General features: G+C 44.0%; 16 protein-coding genes. 1 reads left to right on the top strand and 15 read right to left on the bottom strand.

Features of this window, described 5'->3' with window-relative positions; all coding sequences use genetic code 11:
* Positions 1-28: 28 nt before the first annotated feature.
* Positions 29-1,768, bottom strand: coding sequence for an ABC transporter ATP-binding protein (locus EFA47_RS06880; RefSeq protein ID WP_122642602.1), 1,740 nt, complete (start codon positions 1,766-1,768; stop codon positions 29-31).
* Complete coding sequence (locus EFA47_RS06875) at positions 1,756-3,519, bottom strand: ABC transporter ATP-binding protein (protein WP_122642601.1); 1,764 nt, start codon at positions 3,517-3,519, stop codon at positions 1,756-1,758. Before EFA47_RS06875 ends, EFA47_RS06880 begins: the two co-directional genes overlap by 13 nt.
* 435 nt (positions 3,520-3,954) lie before the next feature.
* Here EFA47_RS06875 and EFA47_RS06870 point away from each other — a divergent pair, with 435 nt between their 5' ends.
* On the top strand, positions 3,955-4,581 hold the full coding sequence (locus tag EFA47_RS06870) for a TetR/AcrR family transcriptional regulator (protein WP_164689941.1): 627 nt from the start codon (positions 3,955-3,957) through the stop codon (positions 4,579-4,581).
* Between the two features lie 201 nt (positions 4,582-4,782).
* Here EFA47_RS06870 and EFA47_RS06865 read toward each other — a convergent pair whose 3' ends face one another.
* From EFA47_RS06865 to nifS, 13 genes are all read right to left on the bottom strand, one after another.
* Positions 4,783-5,040: a hypothetical protein gene (locus EFA47_RS06865; RefSeq protein ID WP_122642599.1), complete on the bottom strand. Its 258-nt coding sequence runs from the start codon at positions 5,038-5,040 to the stop codon at positions 4,783-4,785.
* A gap of 155 nt (positions 5,041-5,195) precedes the next feature.
* Positions 5,196-5,852 (bottom strand): HAD family hydrolase, encoded by a 657-nt coding sequence (locus EFA47_RS06860; protein WP_122642598.1) that lies wholly within the window; start codon positions 5,850-5,852, stop codon positions 5,196-5,198.
* A 13-nt stretch (positions 5,853-5,865) separates the two neighbouring features.
* Entirely contained in the window at positions 5,866-6,369 is a 504-nt protein-coding gene (locus EFA47_RS06855; RefSeq protein WP_122642597.1) for a GreA/GreB family elongation factor, read from the bottom strand.
* Positions 6,370-6,390: 21 nt separating this feature from the next.
* On the bottom strand, positions 6,391-7,929 hold the full coding sequence (gene gpmI, locus EFA47_RS06850) for a 2,3-bisphosphoglycerate-independent phosphoglycerate mutase (protein ID WP_122642596.1): 1,539 nt from the start codon (positions 7,927-7,929) through the stop codon (positions 6,391-6,393).
* A gap of 93 nt (positions 7,930-8,022) precedes the next feature.
* Positions 8,023-8,856, bottom strand: a complete 834-nt coding sequence (locus EFA47_RS06845) for an alpha/beta hydrolase (protein ID WP_122642595.1) — start codon at positions 8,854-8,856, stop codon at positions 8,023-8,025.
* Between the two features lie 59 nt (positions 8,857-8,915).
* A complete protein-coding gene (locus tag EFA47_RS19830) occupies positions 8,916-9,086 on the bottom strand; it encodes a hypothetical protein (RefSeq protein ID WP_164689940.1) in 171 nt (56 codons plus the stop codon).
* A 256-nt stretch (positions 9,087-9,342) separates the two neighbouring features.
* Positions 9,343-10,092 carry a triose-phosphate isomerase gene (gene tpiA, locus EFA47_RS06840; protein ID WP_122642594.1) on the bottom strand — a complete coding sequence of 250 codons (750 nt, stop codon included), beginning with the start codon at positions 10,090-10,092 and terminating at the stop codon, positions 9,343-9,345.
* 52 nt (positions 10,093-10,144) lie between these two features.
* On the bottom strand, positions 10,145-11,338 hold the full coding sequence (locus tag EFA47_RS06835) for a phosphoglycerate kinase (RefSeq protein WP_122644437.1): 1,194 nt from the start codon (positions 11,336-11,338) through the stop codon (positions 10,145-10,147).
* A gap of 249 nt (positions 11,339-11,587) precedes the next feature.
* On the bottom strand, positions 11,588-12,601 hold the full coding sequence (gap, locus tag EFA47_RS06825; RefSeq protein ID WP_122642592.1) for a type I glyceraldehyde-3-phosphate dehydrogenase: 1,014 nt from the start codon (positions 12,599-12,601) through the stop codon (positions 11,588-11,590).
* A gap of 153 nt (positions 12,602-12,754) precedes the next feature.
* A complete protein-coding gene (locus tag EFA47_RS06820; RefSeq protein WP_122642591.1) occupies positions 12,755-13,573 on the bottom strand; it encodes a histidinol-phosphatase HisJ family protein in 819 nt (272 codons plus the stop codon).
* Complete coding sequence (gene mnmA / locus EFA47_RS06815) at positions 13,570-14,640, bottom strand: tRNA 2-thiouridine(34) synthase MnmA (protein ID WP_122642590.1); 1,071 nt, start codon at positions 14,638-14,640, stop codon at positions 13,570-13,572. The genes EFA47_RS06820 and mnmA overlap by 4 nt, the downstream gene beginning before the upstream one ends.
* On the bottom strand, positions 14,640-15,083 hold the full coding sequence (gene nifU / locus EFA47_RS06810; protein ID WP_122642589.1) for a Fe-S cluster assembly scaffold protein NifU: 444 nt from the start codon (positions 15,081-15,083) through the stop codon (positions 14,640-14,642). Before nifU ends, mnmA begins: the two co-directional genes overlap by 1 nt.
* Positions 15,084-15,098: 15 nt before the next feature.
* Positions 15,099-16,283, bottom strand: coding sequence for a cysteine desulfurase NifS (gene nifS, locus EFA47_RS06805; protein WP_122644436.1), 1,185 nt, complete (start codon positions 16,281-16,283; stop codon positions 15,099-15,101).
* Positions 16,284-16,286: the final 3 nt, after the last annotated feature.

The following is a 16,286-nucleotide window of genomic DNA, read 5'->3' as shown; positions in this document are numbered from 1 at the left end:
TTTTATTTCCGCCTTTCTGATTGTAATATCACTTCTTTACAGACCACTGTTCAGCCAACTGCTGTTCAGCGACCATTCTCGAATACCAGCCATTCTGTCGTATTAATTGATTGTGAGTACCTGATTCCTTAATTTTGCCTTTTTCAAGCACTATTATATTATCAGCATTTACAATCGTGTTTAGCCTGTGGGCGATTACCAGAACAGTTTTTCCTTTCATCAGTGTATCAAACGCTTTCTGGATTTCCCTTTCATTATCGGCGTCTAAGCTTGATGTTGTTTCGTCCAATAAGACTATGGGGGCATCTTTCAACAAAGCACGTGCAATAGATATTCTTTGCTTCTCTCCTCCTGACAGTGTAGAACCACCTTCTCCTACCATCGTGTCATAACCCTTCTCCAATTTTATTATAAATTCATGGCAATGTGCCGCTTTTGCCGCAGAAGTCACTTCTTCCATAGATGCATTTGGATTACCAACCTTAATATTATTCAAAATTGTATCTTGAAGGAGATAAACATCCTGAAACACCACCGCCATTTCCGAGGTTAACGCATCTGGCGATATGTCCTTTATATTAATTCCGTCAACCGTTATTTTCCCGGATGAGACATCCCAAAAACGCGAAAGCAGACTTACAATTGTGGTCTTCCCAGATCCTGATGGTCCGATCAACGCTGTAGTGGTGCCAGATTCTGCAGTAAATGATACATTGTTTAAAACAGTATCGTTCTTTGTATAGCCAAAAGAAACATTTTTAAATATGATACTGCCTTTTAAATCGTCTATTGTTTCTTTATGGTACGCAAACGGCTTCTGTGCAAGCACATCTTTAATATTCTCAGCAGCCCTATTCAGAGAACGCACTTGTGGAAACAACGAACTAAGCGCCGTCATCATACTTGAAAGTGAAACAGAGATCAAAAGCACTGCTATAAAATACATAGGTTCGATATTGCTCACTTTTAATAAATAAGTACCCAAAATCAATGAAGCAGGTATTAACAATGACGTTACAACTGAAAAACTTAATGAAAGGGGCAAGACAGACAGCTCCATATTGATGGATTGTTTCTTCAGCTCTTTCAGAGCATCATCCAGCCTTTTAAATTTATTGCCTGTGATATTATATAAACGAAATGTTTTAATCCCCGTTATATATTCAACTAACCTGGAAACTACATTTTGATTTGCTGTATGTACCTTCTCTGAATTCTTTGAGGACCGTTTCCCCGAAATGCTGAGCAGCGGTAATGCCAGAATTACGATTGCAGCTATGACCAAACCAAATTTCCAGTCAACACTTATTGCAATAAACAAAGACAGGATCGTAAAAGCGATAATTTTAACTAAATCACATACACAATGTGTCAATATCGTCTCAAAATCATTAATATCCGTTGTAAGAACAGCATTCAGTTTTCCCTGGGTATTCTGATTAAAAAACCCTAAATTCAAGCTTCTTACATGGTTCCCTATGGAAAGCCTTAATTTTTTTGATATGATCGGTCCATCATGCTGTGCCTTTGTGTATGACAATGCCTGGATTACACAACGGACTATAAAGATACATACTAAAGCTGTGGAATACCCCTTCAATTTTACAACTGTAAATTTATTTTCCGATAATTCAAGCAGAATAAGGATCATTACACAGTACATCCCTGAATTTAAGAACGAATCAAGTATGGAGAGGAAAACAGTAGGAATCATGCATTTTGCATCTCTGCCGGCAATTAATCGAATATTACGGATCATTTCAAGCATACTTTTTTCACCCCCATTTCGTTTTGCGTATATGTATCCCACATTTTTTCATATAATCCTTGAATCGCTATCAATTCATCATGTTTGCCGCTTTCCACCATATATCCATCATCAAAAACACAAATTTTATTGGCATAGATAATCGTATGCAGTCTGTGTGCTATCATTATCGTAGTTTTGCCTTTCAAAAGATTTTCAAGAGCCACTTGGATCTTATGCTCATTTTCTATGTCAGTAAAACTCGTAGCTTCGTCAAAAATAATAATAGGAGCATCTTTAAGTATCGCTCTGGCGATACATATCCGCTGTCTCTCACCCCCGGATAGTTTGACTCCTTCACTGCCGATATGTGTCTCATAACCAGCCGGCAATCCCATAATGAAATCGTGTATCTGCGCTGCCTTTGCAGCTTTCATCACCTCTTCTTTACTGCAGCCTGTTTTGCCAACAGCAATATTTTCATACATAGTGTCTTCCAGCATAAATGCATCCTGGAATACAAAAGATACATGATCCATAAGACTATGATTTTTTATTTCCCGGATATCTATATCTCCAATTTTAATACACCCCTTTGTTACGTCCCAAAATCTGGGGATTAACTGTGCGGCAGTACTTTTACCTGCTCCGGATGCGCCTACGAATGCTGTTAAAGTCCCCTGGGGCAGAGTAAGGTTAATATCATGGAGCACTTCCTGCTCTCCATAGGAAAACGAAACATGTTCAAACAGGATTTTATGGTCGCTATCTTGTTTCAGTTTTTTTCCATTATCTTTCATGGATGGGATATCCAGGATTTCTTTGATTCTGTCAACCCCAGAAGATATCTGTGAAAATATCTGTGCAAAGTTCATCAAATTCGAATATGAGGATAAAAAGACAATACTCATTATCACAAAAAATATATAGGAGGATAGTTCTAAATTACCTTTCAGATATAGATAACCTCCCAACGGCAATGTAAAAAACAAACCTGATTCAATAAGCACATTCATAACAGCACTCATAGGGGAAGCCCATTTTGCTACATCCCACCACGCTTTCTCGTATTTTTCAACTGTAACAGCATAATTTTTAAAGGAATCCGCAGTAAGATTGTATGTTTTCATAATTGGCATCCCATTAATAAACTGCATAATTACCGCACTTTGCTGTCCAGCGAGTCCATAAAATGTCTCCATTGGCTTTTTGGATAAATATAACATTAGGAATTGCCCCAAGAAAGTTAATAGGATAGGTATAATAAGCACGAAGGACATCCACATATTTACCGTAAATAAATACATCAGAACAGTTAATGGTACAACAATCGCAACTACAATATCCGGTATCTGATGTGAAAGAAATTTTTCCAACCGTTCCACATCTTCGGTGAGAACCTTTTTTACCTCACCACTGCTATTATCAGTATAGAACCCCAGATTTATTTCCCCCATATGGTTACACAACCGTTTTCTCACTTCATACAGAGTGCTGTATGCACCAACATGAGTTAATGTCATCGAGAGTGTTTGAAAAATAAATCTTAACACAATGGCCACTACCGACCATAATCCATATCCCATAACGATATCCATATTTCCATTTTCCGAAAACAAAAACATCATGGTTCTAAAAACCATTAAATAGGGGATAAAAGAACACAATCCTGAAAAAACGCTGCAAATTATTGCGATTATCAGTGACTTTTTGTGTTTTCCAGCCAGTGCAAATAAATAAGATAGACCTGCCTGCTCGGAATTACTTTGCATCAAATAAACACCTCCTTTAAGTTAGTTTATTCTAACCTTTGTTTTTTAAAAAACTGCCATTACGGCAAGATCAACTGAGACTCTTGTCTCTTTAAATCAAAACAATTATAATAAACTCAAACTCGATTTACAATGTTTTTGAAAAAAAGAGACAATAATGTTCCTTGTGTCTCACAGAAGGTAAAAGATCGTTGGAATCAGCGATACCCATATAGGCAAAAATCCAGGTTTTGTGGACATCTAATCCACAGCAATTATTATTTAGAATTTTAATAGACAATACATAGAACCTCCTGATGATTAATAGTTATAAAACTGACATTGACTGGTCATCCGGCAAAATCGAGTGGACTATGGAAGAGAAAAGAAAAGCGAAAGCCATCTAATACTTTTCATAACACATTGATGCCTTTCGCAGAAAGGCGAAAAATAGAAATGAAAAAAGAATCCAAAATTGAAACCGACTTAATCAATGCACTCGAGACTCTGATGTACGATATTCCTTATGAAGATATATCTATCAAACAAATCATAGTTACAGCAAAAGTTGCCCGGTGCACTTTTTACAGGCATTATAAGAATAAAGAGGCTTTATTAAACCGTTTATGCCAAGTGATCATACACGATTTTTCAACAGAACTATTTGACAAAGGATGGGAGACTTTATACGATACTGCTATTGCCTATTTCTCCTTTTGGAAAGCGCATAAGGATTTCGTCGAAATGCTAAGAAAAAATAAACTATTATATTACTTTCTCGACAATTACGACAATTTGATGTTCAATGTATCAAAAGAAGTTAAATATAATGACAACGAATTAGATGGGTTTTCTTTTTCTCCTAAAATCCGTTATCACTTTTTCTTTGGAATGAATGGATTATGGGGAATTGCAAACAGATGGTTAATGTATGGATGTAAAGAAAGTCCAGAAGAACTTACCCAGTACATAATTGCTTATATTGTTGAATCTTATGAGATTGAACCTGATTGTCAATATTATGAAAAAAACAAAAAATATCCCTATGTCCCATGCTATATAAAAACTGGATATGAAAAGTAACTGCATATTAAATTTCTCAGTTTAAAGAAAAAAGTCAACATTGTTGAATAGCAAAAACTAAAGGATGGTATGATATGAAACATTTAAAAAAAGCAAAACGGCATAGCCACGAATGACTATGCCGTATCATCCCCGCCTCCTCACTTCCTTACGTGAAGGAGACTAAGAGTCCGTTTTTTATTTCCATGATAAACCTGAAAATCAGGCTGTGGGCGTCTTTTCCTTCCTCCAAAGAAATATAACGCCTCCCGCCAATCCAAATATAATTCCTGCGTATGCCCCTCCACAGAGCACATTCATCAGCATCTTACCCGACACCCTGTCTGCCGCCAGCAAGACCGCACATCCTACAAGAACTGTCCCCACTGTCCAAAATATAATGTTAACTGCCAGGAACACTGCGATTGCAGATTCCTCCCTTACAAATTTATGAGTCAATTTCCATAAACCTCTGTACACATTCATCCCTCACAATCATAAAACAAATTTTTCTGTTTGTTTTATTGTAAGGAGCAAAGGTTAATTTTATTCGGCAGATTAGAATAAATTTTTGTTAAAATATTGCTTTATCCCTGCTGATTTGATATCCCATATGCTTGCATCGGAATCTTTGACTATAGACTTCCCAAAATATATTCTGCTGCTTCCCTGGGCGTCTCTACAACCACATCGGCCCCCGCCTTTTTTAATTCTTCCATATTGCCATATCCATAAAGGACTCCCATGGAACGTACCCCGGCCTCCTTTGCACCGATAATATCATAATCCCTGTCTCCCACCATGATAGCCTGTCCTCTGTCTGCCATGTGGCAGGAATCCAGCACATACTCTATTACCTCTGATTTCCTGACTCTCCTGCCGTCCATCAGGCTCCCGCCGATAAAGTCAAAATACCTGGCCAATCCAAAATGCCCCGCAATCTTTTCGGCAAACTCCTGGGGTTTCGAGGTGGCCATGAATATCTTCCTGCCAGCCTTTTTAAGGGCCTCTAAAAGCTCTGGTATCCCTTCATAGACTTCATTTTCATAGAGTCCGGTCTCCCGGTAATATTCTCTGTAATATTCTACGGCACGCCTGCTCTCTTCTAGGGAAAAACTGCAGTATGCCTGAAACTGGCTGAGCAAGGGCGGGCCCACAAAGGCTTTTAGCTCTGAAGGATCCCCCGAAGCAATGCCAAATTTCTCCAGGGCATACTGGACACCATTGATAATTCCCGGCCCTGAATCTGTCAGAGTTCCGTCTAAGTCAAATAAAACCGCTCCTATCTCCATATATCCTCCTCTTTCAGAAACTCCTGATTTTATCATCCTCATCGTTGTTCGTGTTGATGATTCTTTGGATCACTACATAATACCCGAACTCCTCATTCACTTTTACATACACTCTGTCATTTAGCTTTTTCCCCAGTATTGCTTTTCCAATGGGGGATTCAATGCTTATCAGGCCATGGATGGAGCTGCCCCTGACAGATGTCACCAGCCGGTATGTCTCCACTTCGTTGTCCTCTTCAAAGTATAGCTCAACTGTATTATTAATTCCCACCTCATCTTCCCGGGAGGAATCATCCACAATGACTGCTGTCTTTAACATTCTCTCCAGGTAGCGGATCCTGCTCTCATTTTTATTCTTGTCCTTCTTCGCAGCATGGTACTCAAAATTCTCGCTTAAATCCCCATGGGCGCGCGCCTCCTTGACTGCCTCAATGGCTTCCTTGCGCACAACCAGCCTGCGGTGCTCTATTTCTGCACGTATTTTCTCCACATCACTCTTTGTCAGCTTATCATGCATCTGTATATCAACTTCCTATATTTATTTTATGAGCAGGGATTTCCCTGTCATCTCCTTTGGCTGTTCCATTCCCATCAGCTCAATTAAAGTGGGGGCAATATCCGCAAGGCATCCGCCCTCCCTCAGCTTATAGGCCGGATCTGCGTTCACAAGGATAAACGGAACCGGGTTTGTGGTATGTGCAGTAAATGGTTCGCCTGTCTCTTCATCAATCAGCTGCTCAGCATTGCCATGGTCTGCACAGATAAACATCTGCCCGTCCACAGCCTTCAACGCGTCCACGGCCTTTCCGACGCACTCATCCACAGCCTCGATAGCTTTAATGGCCGCCGCCTCTACGCCTGTATGCCCTACCATATCTGGATTGGCGAAATTTATGATAATCACATCATATTTGCCTGACTTAATGGCCTCAGTCAGTTTATCACACACCTCATAGGCGCTCATCTCCGGCTTCAGGTCATAAGTGGCCACCTTGGGGGACTTCACTAAAATCCGGTCCTCCCCTTTATTTGGCTCCTCCACTCCCCCATTAAAGAAGAAAGTAACATGCGCATACTTCTCTGTCTCCGCAATGCGCGCCTGTGTCATATGGTTAGCCGCCAGAAACTCTCCGAATGTATTAGTTATCTCATCTTTCACAAAGGCAACAAGCTTATTTGCTATTGTCACATCATACTCTGTAAAGCAGACAAATGTTGTCTTAATACGCTCCCCCCTGTCAAAGCCGCCAAACTCCTCGTCACAGAAAGTCCTTGTAATCTCCCTTGCCCTGTCCGGACGGAAATTAAAGAAAATTACAGAATCGTGATTCTGGATAGTGGCCACTGGTTTTCCATCCTTCAAGACAACCGTAGGAAGTACAAATTCATCTGTTGTATCAGCATCATAGGAAGCCTGGATGCCGGCCGGGCCTGAGTTGGCTGTCTCTCCCTGGCCATGTACCAGGGCCCTGTAGGCCTTCTCCACACGGTCCCAGCGGTTGTCTCGATCCATGGCATAGTAACGTCCCATGACACTGGCAACCTCTCCTGTGCCCAACTCTTTCATTTTTGCTTCCAGCTGCTCCACATATGACTTTCCGGAGGCCGGAGGCGTATCACGTCCGTCCAGGAAGCAATGCACATATACCTTTTTAATGTCCTGGCGTTTTGCCAGCTCCAGCAGTCCATATATATGTTCAATATGGCTGTGGACGCCGCCGTCGGACACAAGGCCAAACATGTGCAGTGCAGAATCATTTTTTTTCACATTCTCGCAAGCCTCAAGAAGCGCTTTATTTTCAAAGAAATCTCCATCCTGGATCGCCTTTGTAATCTTAGTCAGATCCTGATATACAATGCGGCCTGCCCCCATATTCAGGTGCCCTACCTCGGAATTCCCCATTTGCCCCTCAGGGAGCCCAACTGCCATGCCGCTGGCATTCCCTTTCACAAAAGGATAGTCTGCCATCAATTTATCCATAACCGGTGTGCGGCCCTCTGCCACTGCATTGCCGGCTGTATTATCATTTAATCCATAACCGTCTAAAATCATCAATACTGTTGGTTTCTTACTCATATTTACTACCTCCATTTTATTGTCAATGCTCCGCTATTTATTGTACATGCTTTTGCCTGTTTTTGCAAATAGGTTTTACTGTCCCTTCTCCTTTCAGGCGCCCGGCTTATGGCACATGGCCTGAAGCCAGGTGTGGAGCAGTTCTATCCAGGACTGCACGGATTTACACATTTTACCGCCGTCAAGGTCTGCCGTTGTCTCGTCTCCCAGAGACACTCCATGCCCCCCTTTGCTGTATATATGCAGTTCCGTGGATACGCCTGCCTTTTTCAGGGCATTGGCCAGCAGCAGGGCATTCTCCACAGGTACGCTCTGATCAGAAAATGAATGCCAAATAAAACAGGGGGGCACATGCAAGGTCACCTGTCTTTCTATAGAAACCTGCTTTTTCATTTCCTCATACTGTCCTCCCAAAAGGTTTCTAAAGCTTCCTTTATGGGCATACTTTTTTCTGGAGGTGATGACCGGATAATTCAAAATCAGGCCCCTGGGCCTTAAAATATCCGGTTTTGCCCCTGCCTCTCTGCCCAGAAACGGCTTATCCCAGAACACCCCCAGACAGGCCGCCAGATGCCCTCCAGCGGAAAAACCCTGGACAAAAATCTGGCTGCTGTCCACATTCCACCCTTTAGCATTTGCATGTACCAGCTTCATAGCCTCTGCCAGCTCTAAAAGCGCCGTGGGAAACCGGGCGGGCGCCACAGAGTACCGCAGGATCCCCACATGGTACCCAAAGGACAAAAGCCGCATGGCAACAGGCTCTGCCTCCCTGTCACTTGTCATCCCATACCCGCCTCCGGGACACAAAATAATCATAGGCCTGTTAAATCCTGCCTGGAATTGTTTAGAGCTATCCAGTATATATGCGCAAAATTTAGTATCCTGTGCGGAACCTTTTACCTGTATGCCAATCACTTCATAGCGCATAGCATCTCCTCCCTTTATTGATCCCCAATTTCGCAAAACTCTCTGTAAACTGCCCTCTGCTACTCTTCCTCAAATTTCTCAATAGCAAATTCCAAAGCTAAATTGACAAATTTATTAAAAGAAATATTTTTCTTCTGAGAAATTTTGCTCCCCCGCTCTATAATATCCTTCCTAATCCGAAGGCTTTTATTTATATATTCTTCTACTTCAATTTTAAATTTATCATCCATCTGTTTTATCCTCCAATTCTAATATCAATTATATTTTCATTTTTCAGATAAAAATATGCACCAAAATAAACATCTAATTTCATATACTAAATAGTATTCTATTTAATATTATAATTTATATTCGGACACTCCAGTGAATGATCGGTTTATTCAGAACCTGCGTTCCTGCGCGCCAAAAGAAATACCGCCCGGCTGCGCGCTTTTTCTGCTCACAGCCGGACGGACTTTACTCCTGCCGGATCCCACTTTGTAATTATTATTTATAGTTCACAATCTTGCCAAAGTCAGCCTTCAGGGAAGCTCCTCCCACCAAGCCGCCGTCAATATCTGCCTGTGCGAATAATTCTGGTGCAGTGGCTGCATTTACGGAACCGCCATACTGAATACGGATTGCCTCCGCCGTTGCCTCATCATATACCTCTGCCACACATGCACGGATTCCTGCGCATACTTCCTGAGCCTGCTCGGTCGTAGCCGTCTTACCTGTGCCGATTGCCCAGATGGGTTCATATGCAATCACAACTGTCTTCGCCTGGTCAGCAGTTACGCCCTGGAGCCCAACTTTCACCTGCTGGCGGATAAAGTCCATTGTCACGCCCTGCTCTCTCTGCTCCAAAGACTCACCACAGCACATAATAGGTGTAATGCCATGCTCAAGTGCTTTAAGTACCTTCTTGTTTACATCCTCATTCGTCTCACAGAAATATTCCCTTCTCTCAGAATGCCCAAGAACCACATACTTTACGCCTGCATCTACAAGCATTGCAGGGGAAATCTCGCCCGTATAAGCTCCGCTTTCCTCGAAATACATATTTTCTGCCCCAACCTGGATGTTTGTCCCCTTTGCGGCCTCCACAACAGGCACAATGTCAATAGCCGGCACACAGAAAACCACGTCTGCATCCTCTGTAGCCACCAGCGGCTTTAACTCCTCCACCAGCGCAACAGCCTCGCTTGGAGTCTTATTCATCTTCCAGTTACCTGCTATTATTTTCTTCCTTGCCATTTGATTGTTCTCCTTTATATTTCTTATTCTCTGTCAGTCCAGGCTGCCAAAACTATTTGTCATTGGCTGCAGCCACGCCAGGAAGTTCCTTACCTTCTAAAAATTCCAGGGAAGCGCCGCCTCCTGTGGAAATATGCGTCATCTTATCCCCATATCCCAGCTGGTTTACTGCTGCCGCTGAATCACCGCCGCCAATAATTGTCACAGCGTCTGTCTCAGAAAGAGCCTTTGCTACTGCTTCTGTGCCTGCTGCAAAATTAGGCATCTCAAAACATCCCATGGGGCCATTCCATACTACAGTCTTTGCTGACTTCACTGCATCCGCATACAATTTTGCTGTCTCAGGCCCTATATCCAGGCCTTCCCATCCATCCGGGATCTCCCCGCGCCCTACGACTTTGCGGTTGGCATCATTGGAGAAATCATCGGCAATCACATTATCCACCGGGAGAAGCAGCTTCACGCCTTTCTCCTCCGCCTTTTTGACCATATCAAGCGCATACTGGCAGTAATCTTCCTCAAGAAGAGAATTTCCAACGCTTCCACCCTGGGCCTTGCTGAATGTATAAGACATACCTCCTCCGATAATCAAAGTATCTACTTTGTCCAGAAGATTCTCAATTACAGAAATTTTGCTGGAAACCTTTGCGCCCCCGAGGATGGCCACAAAAGGCCTTTCCGGATTCTCAACTGCATTTCCAAGGAAATCAATCTCTTTCTGCATCAGATACCCTACTACGGCAGTATCCACATACTGTGTTACCCCTACATTAGAGCAGTGTGCCCTGTGGGCTGTTCCGAAAGCATCGTTTACAAATACATCACACAGAGAAGCAAGTTCTTTGCTGAACGCCTCGCCATTCTTTGTCTCCTCCGCTCTGTAACGTGTATTTTCCAGAAGGATGATATCCCCCTCTTCCATCCCCTCCACAGCAGCCTTGGCATTGGCGCCTACCACTTCCGGGTCAGCGGCAAACTTCACTTCCTGCCCAAGCAGCTCGGATAATCTGGCTGCAACAGGTGAGAGTGAGAGTTCCGGTACCGGCTGTCCCTTTGGTTTTCCCAGATGGGAGCAGAGAATCACTTTCCCTCCATCTGCTGCCAGCTTCTTAATTGTCGGCAGTGCAGCTACAAGACGGTTCTCGTCTGTGATCTTCCCGTCAATCAACGGAACATTAAAGTCGCATCTTACAAGGACTCTTTTCCCTTTTACATTAATATCATCTACTGATTTCTTATTGAGCATCATATTGCCTCCTAATTTTATTTCTGCAGACAACAAGCCAGGCACCCGTTCAGCTGTACAGCGTGGGCATTTGGCGGCCGCCGCTTGCGCCGGGATCCCCAAAGCCAGCCAACCGCTGCAAATCTTATACTTTACAGCAGACTTCAGGTTTCCGGCTGAGAAAAGGGCCCGGCCCTTTGTGAGACCGGACCCTTTGTGAGTCTATTTCTTAGAAATTAATCATCCGATTAAATTTTCCAGGACAATGGCTTACAGTAATGTACCGAAGTGTTTGATTGTCCTTACCATCTGGCTTGTGTATGAGTTCTCATTGTCATACCATGAAACAACCTGTACCTGTGTTGTTCCATTGTCCAGAGGAAGCACCATTGTCTGTGTAGCATCAAATAAAGAACCATATTTCATTCCTACGATATCGCTGGATACGATCTCGTCTGTATTATATCCGAAGGACTCGTTGGAAGCTGCCTTCATAGCGTCATTGATCTGATCCACTGTCACATTGCCTTCTACCACTGCTGTGAGGATTGTTGTAGATCCTGTAGGAGTCGGGATACGCTGAGCAGCGCCAATCAGTTTGCCGTTCAGTTCAGGAATTACCAGGCCGATAGCTTTTGCAGCGCCAGTGCTGTTTGGAACAATATTCACGGCTGCAGCACGGGACCTTCTCAGGTCGCCCTTTCTCTGAGGACCATCCAATGTCATCTGGTCGCCTGTGTAAGCGTGGATAGTACACATAATACCTGTCTTAATGGGAGCCAGGTCATTGAGCGCTTTAGCCATAGGAGCCAGGCAGTTTGTCGTACAGGATGCTGCTGAGATAACATTGTCATCCTTAGTAAGCTGCTCGTGGTTTACATTGTAAACGATTGTAGGAAGGTCATTTCCTGCTGGAGCAGAGATAACGACTTTCTTTGCGCCTGCTTTGATGTGTGCCTCAGCCTTAGCCTTGGATGTATAGAAGCCTGTACACTCCAGAACTACATCTACGCCGATCTCTCCCCATGGAAGCTCTGCTGCGTCAGCCTTTGCATAAATCTTGATTTCTTTTCCGTCTACTGTGATAGAATCCTCCCCTGAGGTTACCTTGTCACAAAGTGCATATCTTCCCTGCGTAGAGTCATATTTTAATAAGTGAGCAAGCATTGCAGGAGATGTGAGGTCATTGATTGCAACTACTTCATATCCTTCTGCCCCAAACATCTGCCTGAAAGCCAGACGTCCAATACGTCCAAATCCATTAATCGCTACTTTTACTGCCATGATTAATTCCTCCTAAAGTTTTAAAAAGTTGGTGGCTGCAGCGCAGCCTGTTTATTGTGAAATCTTCAGCAAAACAACAGCCTTGTTAAAGATTCATCAACTATGGTTAATTGTACTAAATCAAGAACAAAAATTCAAGTACAAAATAGATTTTTATGGAAGTTGCTTAAAATCAGGCTTTCTGCCTTTAAATTCTGTATAGTATTTAAATCCGCATCCTTTGAGAATCCCTGAGGCCTCCTTAAAATTATAAGCAATATGCTCCGGCCTGTGCCCGTCTGCCCCCACAGTAATGATCTCTCCCCCAAGTTCACGGTAGCGCCTGATGACATCAGGATGGGGGTGGCAGAATCCAAGGCCATATTTAAAGCCAGCCATATTCATCTCTATCCCTTTCCCCTCAGAAATCAGTTTTTTCAGTACTGCGTCAATCTCATCTTTATACTTTTGATAGGAGTAGTCCCTGGCCTGGCCCATCCCATAGCGCACTACATAGTCAATATGCCCGAGAACATCGAAATCATGTACAGCCTCCACATTCTCAAGGGTAGCTTCAAATGTCTCCCTGTATACCTCCTCGTCTGTGCGCCCTTCAAATATTTCCCCATAATAGGGATCCTGTCCATGGACAACGTGTATAGATCCAATTACAAAATCAAACGGATATTGATTCACTAATTCTTTGCAATAAGCGCCAAGGTGGGGCTGGAGCCCAATCTCTATCCCAATACGGACATCAATCTTGTCCCTGTACTCCTCCTTAAGCTGTCCCAGAACTTTAAAATACTCGCCCAAATCAAAGGCAAAAGCGGAAACTCCCATTTCTTCATGGAAAGGATAATCCGCATCGTTATGGTCTGTAATGCAGACTGTCTTGAGTCCCTTTTGGATAGCTGCCTCTATCATCTGCCTGGCAGAAGCATCACTGTCAGATGAAAAGTCTGTATGCATATGAAAGTCACTGGTTATCATAAAATTGTACCTCCGCCCAGCACATATTCCCCATCGTAAAATACCGCGGCCTGCCCAGGTGTCACAGCACGCTGCGGTTCCTCAAAGGTACAGAATATTTCATCTGTGCCGGTCTTTTCTATTGTACACCATGTCCCTCTGTGGTTATACCGGATCTTTACAAAAACCCTCAAAGGCTTAGTTATGCCCTCCACAGACATAAAATTCAGCTGGTTCACTTTAAAAGAAGAAACCATAGATTCTTCCTTTGTCCCGACTACTACCTCGTTAGTCTCCGGCCGGATCTGAAGCACGAATGCAGGATATCCCAAGGCAAGTCCCAGTCCCTTCCTCTGCCCCACTGTATAGTGGATGATTCCTTTATGGGTTCCCAATACCCTGCCATCGCTTGACACAAAGTTCCCTTCCCGTATCTGGTTTTTCGTATTCTCCCTGATATAGGAAGCATAATCGCCGTCTGGAACAAAACATATATCCTGGCTGTCCGGCTTGTCCGCCACATGGAGGCCGATCTTCCCTGCCAGCTTCCTGATCTCATCCTTAGAATATTCCCCCACTGGCATCAGCGTGCGCCGAAGCTGTTCCTGGGTCAGGCTGTACAGCGCATACGTCTGGTCCTTATCAAGAACCGCCGAACGTCTCAGTGTATAGCGGCCGTTTGCCAGCTGCTCCACCCTTGCGTAATGGCCTGTGGCAATGTACTCCGCCCCAATTGAAAGGCTTCTGTGGAGAAGGGATTCCCATTTTACATACCTGTTGCAGGCAATACACGGGTTCGGCGTCCTCCCCTCTATATATTCCTCCACAAAGTAGTCAATGACATGCTCCTTAAACTCCTCCTTAAAGTTCATTACATAATAGGGTATCCCCAGCATGGCCGCGGTACGCCTGGCATCATCGACGGCGCTTAGGCCGCAGCAGCCTCCGTTTTCCTCCTGGAGCGCCCGGTCTTCATCCTGCCAGATCTGCATCGTCACCCCAATCACATCATACCCCTGCTCCTTTAACAAGTATGCAGCCACAGAGGAATCTACGCCGCCGGACATCCCCACTACAACTCTGTCCATTAATACTCCTCTTCCTCTTCTTCCTCACCTTCATGGATATCTGATTTCGGCTTTTCCAACCCTTCTATTTTTATGCCATGTTTCTGGGCGTAATCCCATAATGCTGCGTGGATAGCCTCTTCCGCCAACAATGAACAGTGGACCTTTACTGGCGGAAGTCCGTCAAGCGCCTCCATGACAGCTTTATTTGTTATCTGCATCGCGTCCTGCACAGACTTCCCTTTGACCAGCTCTGTGGCCATACTGCTGGTGGCCACGGCAGCCCCGCAGCCAAAAGTCTTAAACTTCACATCCCGGATAATCTGATTATCATCTATATCAAGGTAAATGCGCATTATATCTCCACATTTGGCGTTTCCGACTGTACCTACGCCGCTGGCGCCCTCTATTTCCCCCACATTTCTCGGATTTTGAAAATGATCCATTACTTTTTCTGTATACATGAATTTATCCTCCTGTTATTTACTCTGTTTATTAACAAAATCTTCATACAATGGTGACATTTTTCTGAGATTTTCCACAATTTCCCTGAGGGAGTCCACAACGAAATCCAAATCTTCCTTGGTAGTCTCCTCACCCAGAGTCATCCTAAGGGACCCATGTGCGATCTCATGGGGCAGGCCGATGGCCAGCAGCACATGGGATGGATCCAGGGAACCAGATGTACATGCAGACCCGCTGGAAGCACAAATACCTTTCATATCCAGCATAATCAGCAGGGACTCCCCTTCTATAAACTGAAAGCTGAAATTCACATTATTGGGGAGCCGTTTGGCCCGGTCTCCGTTCAGCCTGCAGTATGGTATCTCCTCCTCCAGCTTCTTTATGAGATAATCCCTCAGCTTTGTTTCTTTCTCGGCACGTTCCTCCATAGTGGCTGCCGCACGCTTTACAGCCGCGCCAAACCCTACAATGCCAGGGACATTTTCAGTGCCGGCACGGCGCTTTCTCTCCTGTGCCCCTCCATGGATGAAGGAACGGATTTTGACGCCTTTCCTGATATAGAGGAATCCAATCCCCTTTGGCCCGTTTAATTTGTGGGCGCTTGCGCTGAGCATGTCGATATGACAGTCATCTACCTGGATAGGCACCTGGCAAAATGCCTGTACCGCGTCTGTGTGGAACAATATGCCATGTTCATGGGCAATCTCGCCAATCTGGCGGATAGGCTGTATTGTGCCAATCTCATTGTTGGCAAACATGACAGAGATAAGTATCGTATCAGGCCGGATAGCATTCTTTAATTCCTCCAGCTTTACAATTCCATTCTCATCCACATCCAGGTAAGTCACCTCATAGCCATTTTGCTCCAGATACTCACAAGTATGCAAAATGGCATGGTGCTCAATCTTCGTGGTGATAATATGCTTCCCTTTATTCCCATATGCCTCAGCGGCCGCCTTCAACGCCCAGTTATCCGACTCGGAGCCGCCTGCCGTAAAATATATTTCATTTGCTTTGGCCCCCAGCGCACTGGCAATCACCTCTCTTTGCTCTGCCACTACTTCTTTATTTGCCGCAGCAAACCCATATACACTGGAAGGGTTCCCATAGTGTTCCGTAAAATACGGGAGCATCGCTTCCACGACCTCCGGCGCTGTTTTTGTTGTTGCAGCATTATCTAAATAAATCAGTTTATTCATTTT

The organism is Luxibacter massiliensis (assembly GCF_900604355.1).
GTDB lineage: Bacteria > Bacillota > Clostridia > Lachnospirales > Lachnospiraceae > Luxibacter > Luxibacter massiliensis.
This window is presented reverse-complemented; position numbering and strand designations above follow the sequence as displayed.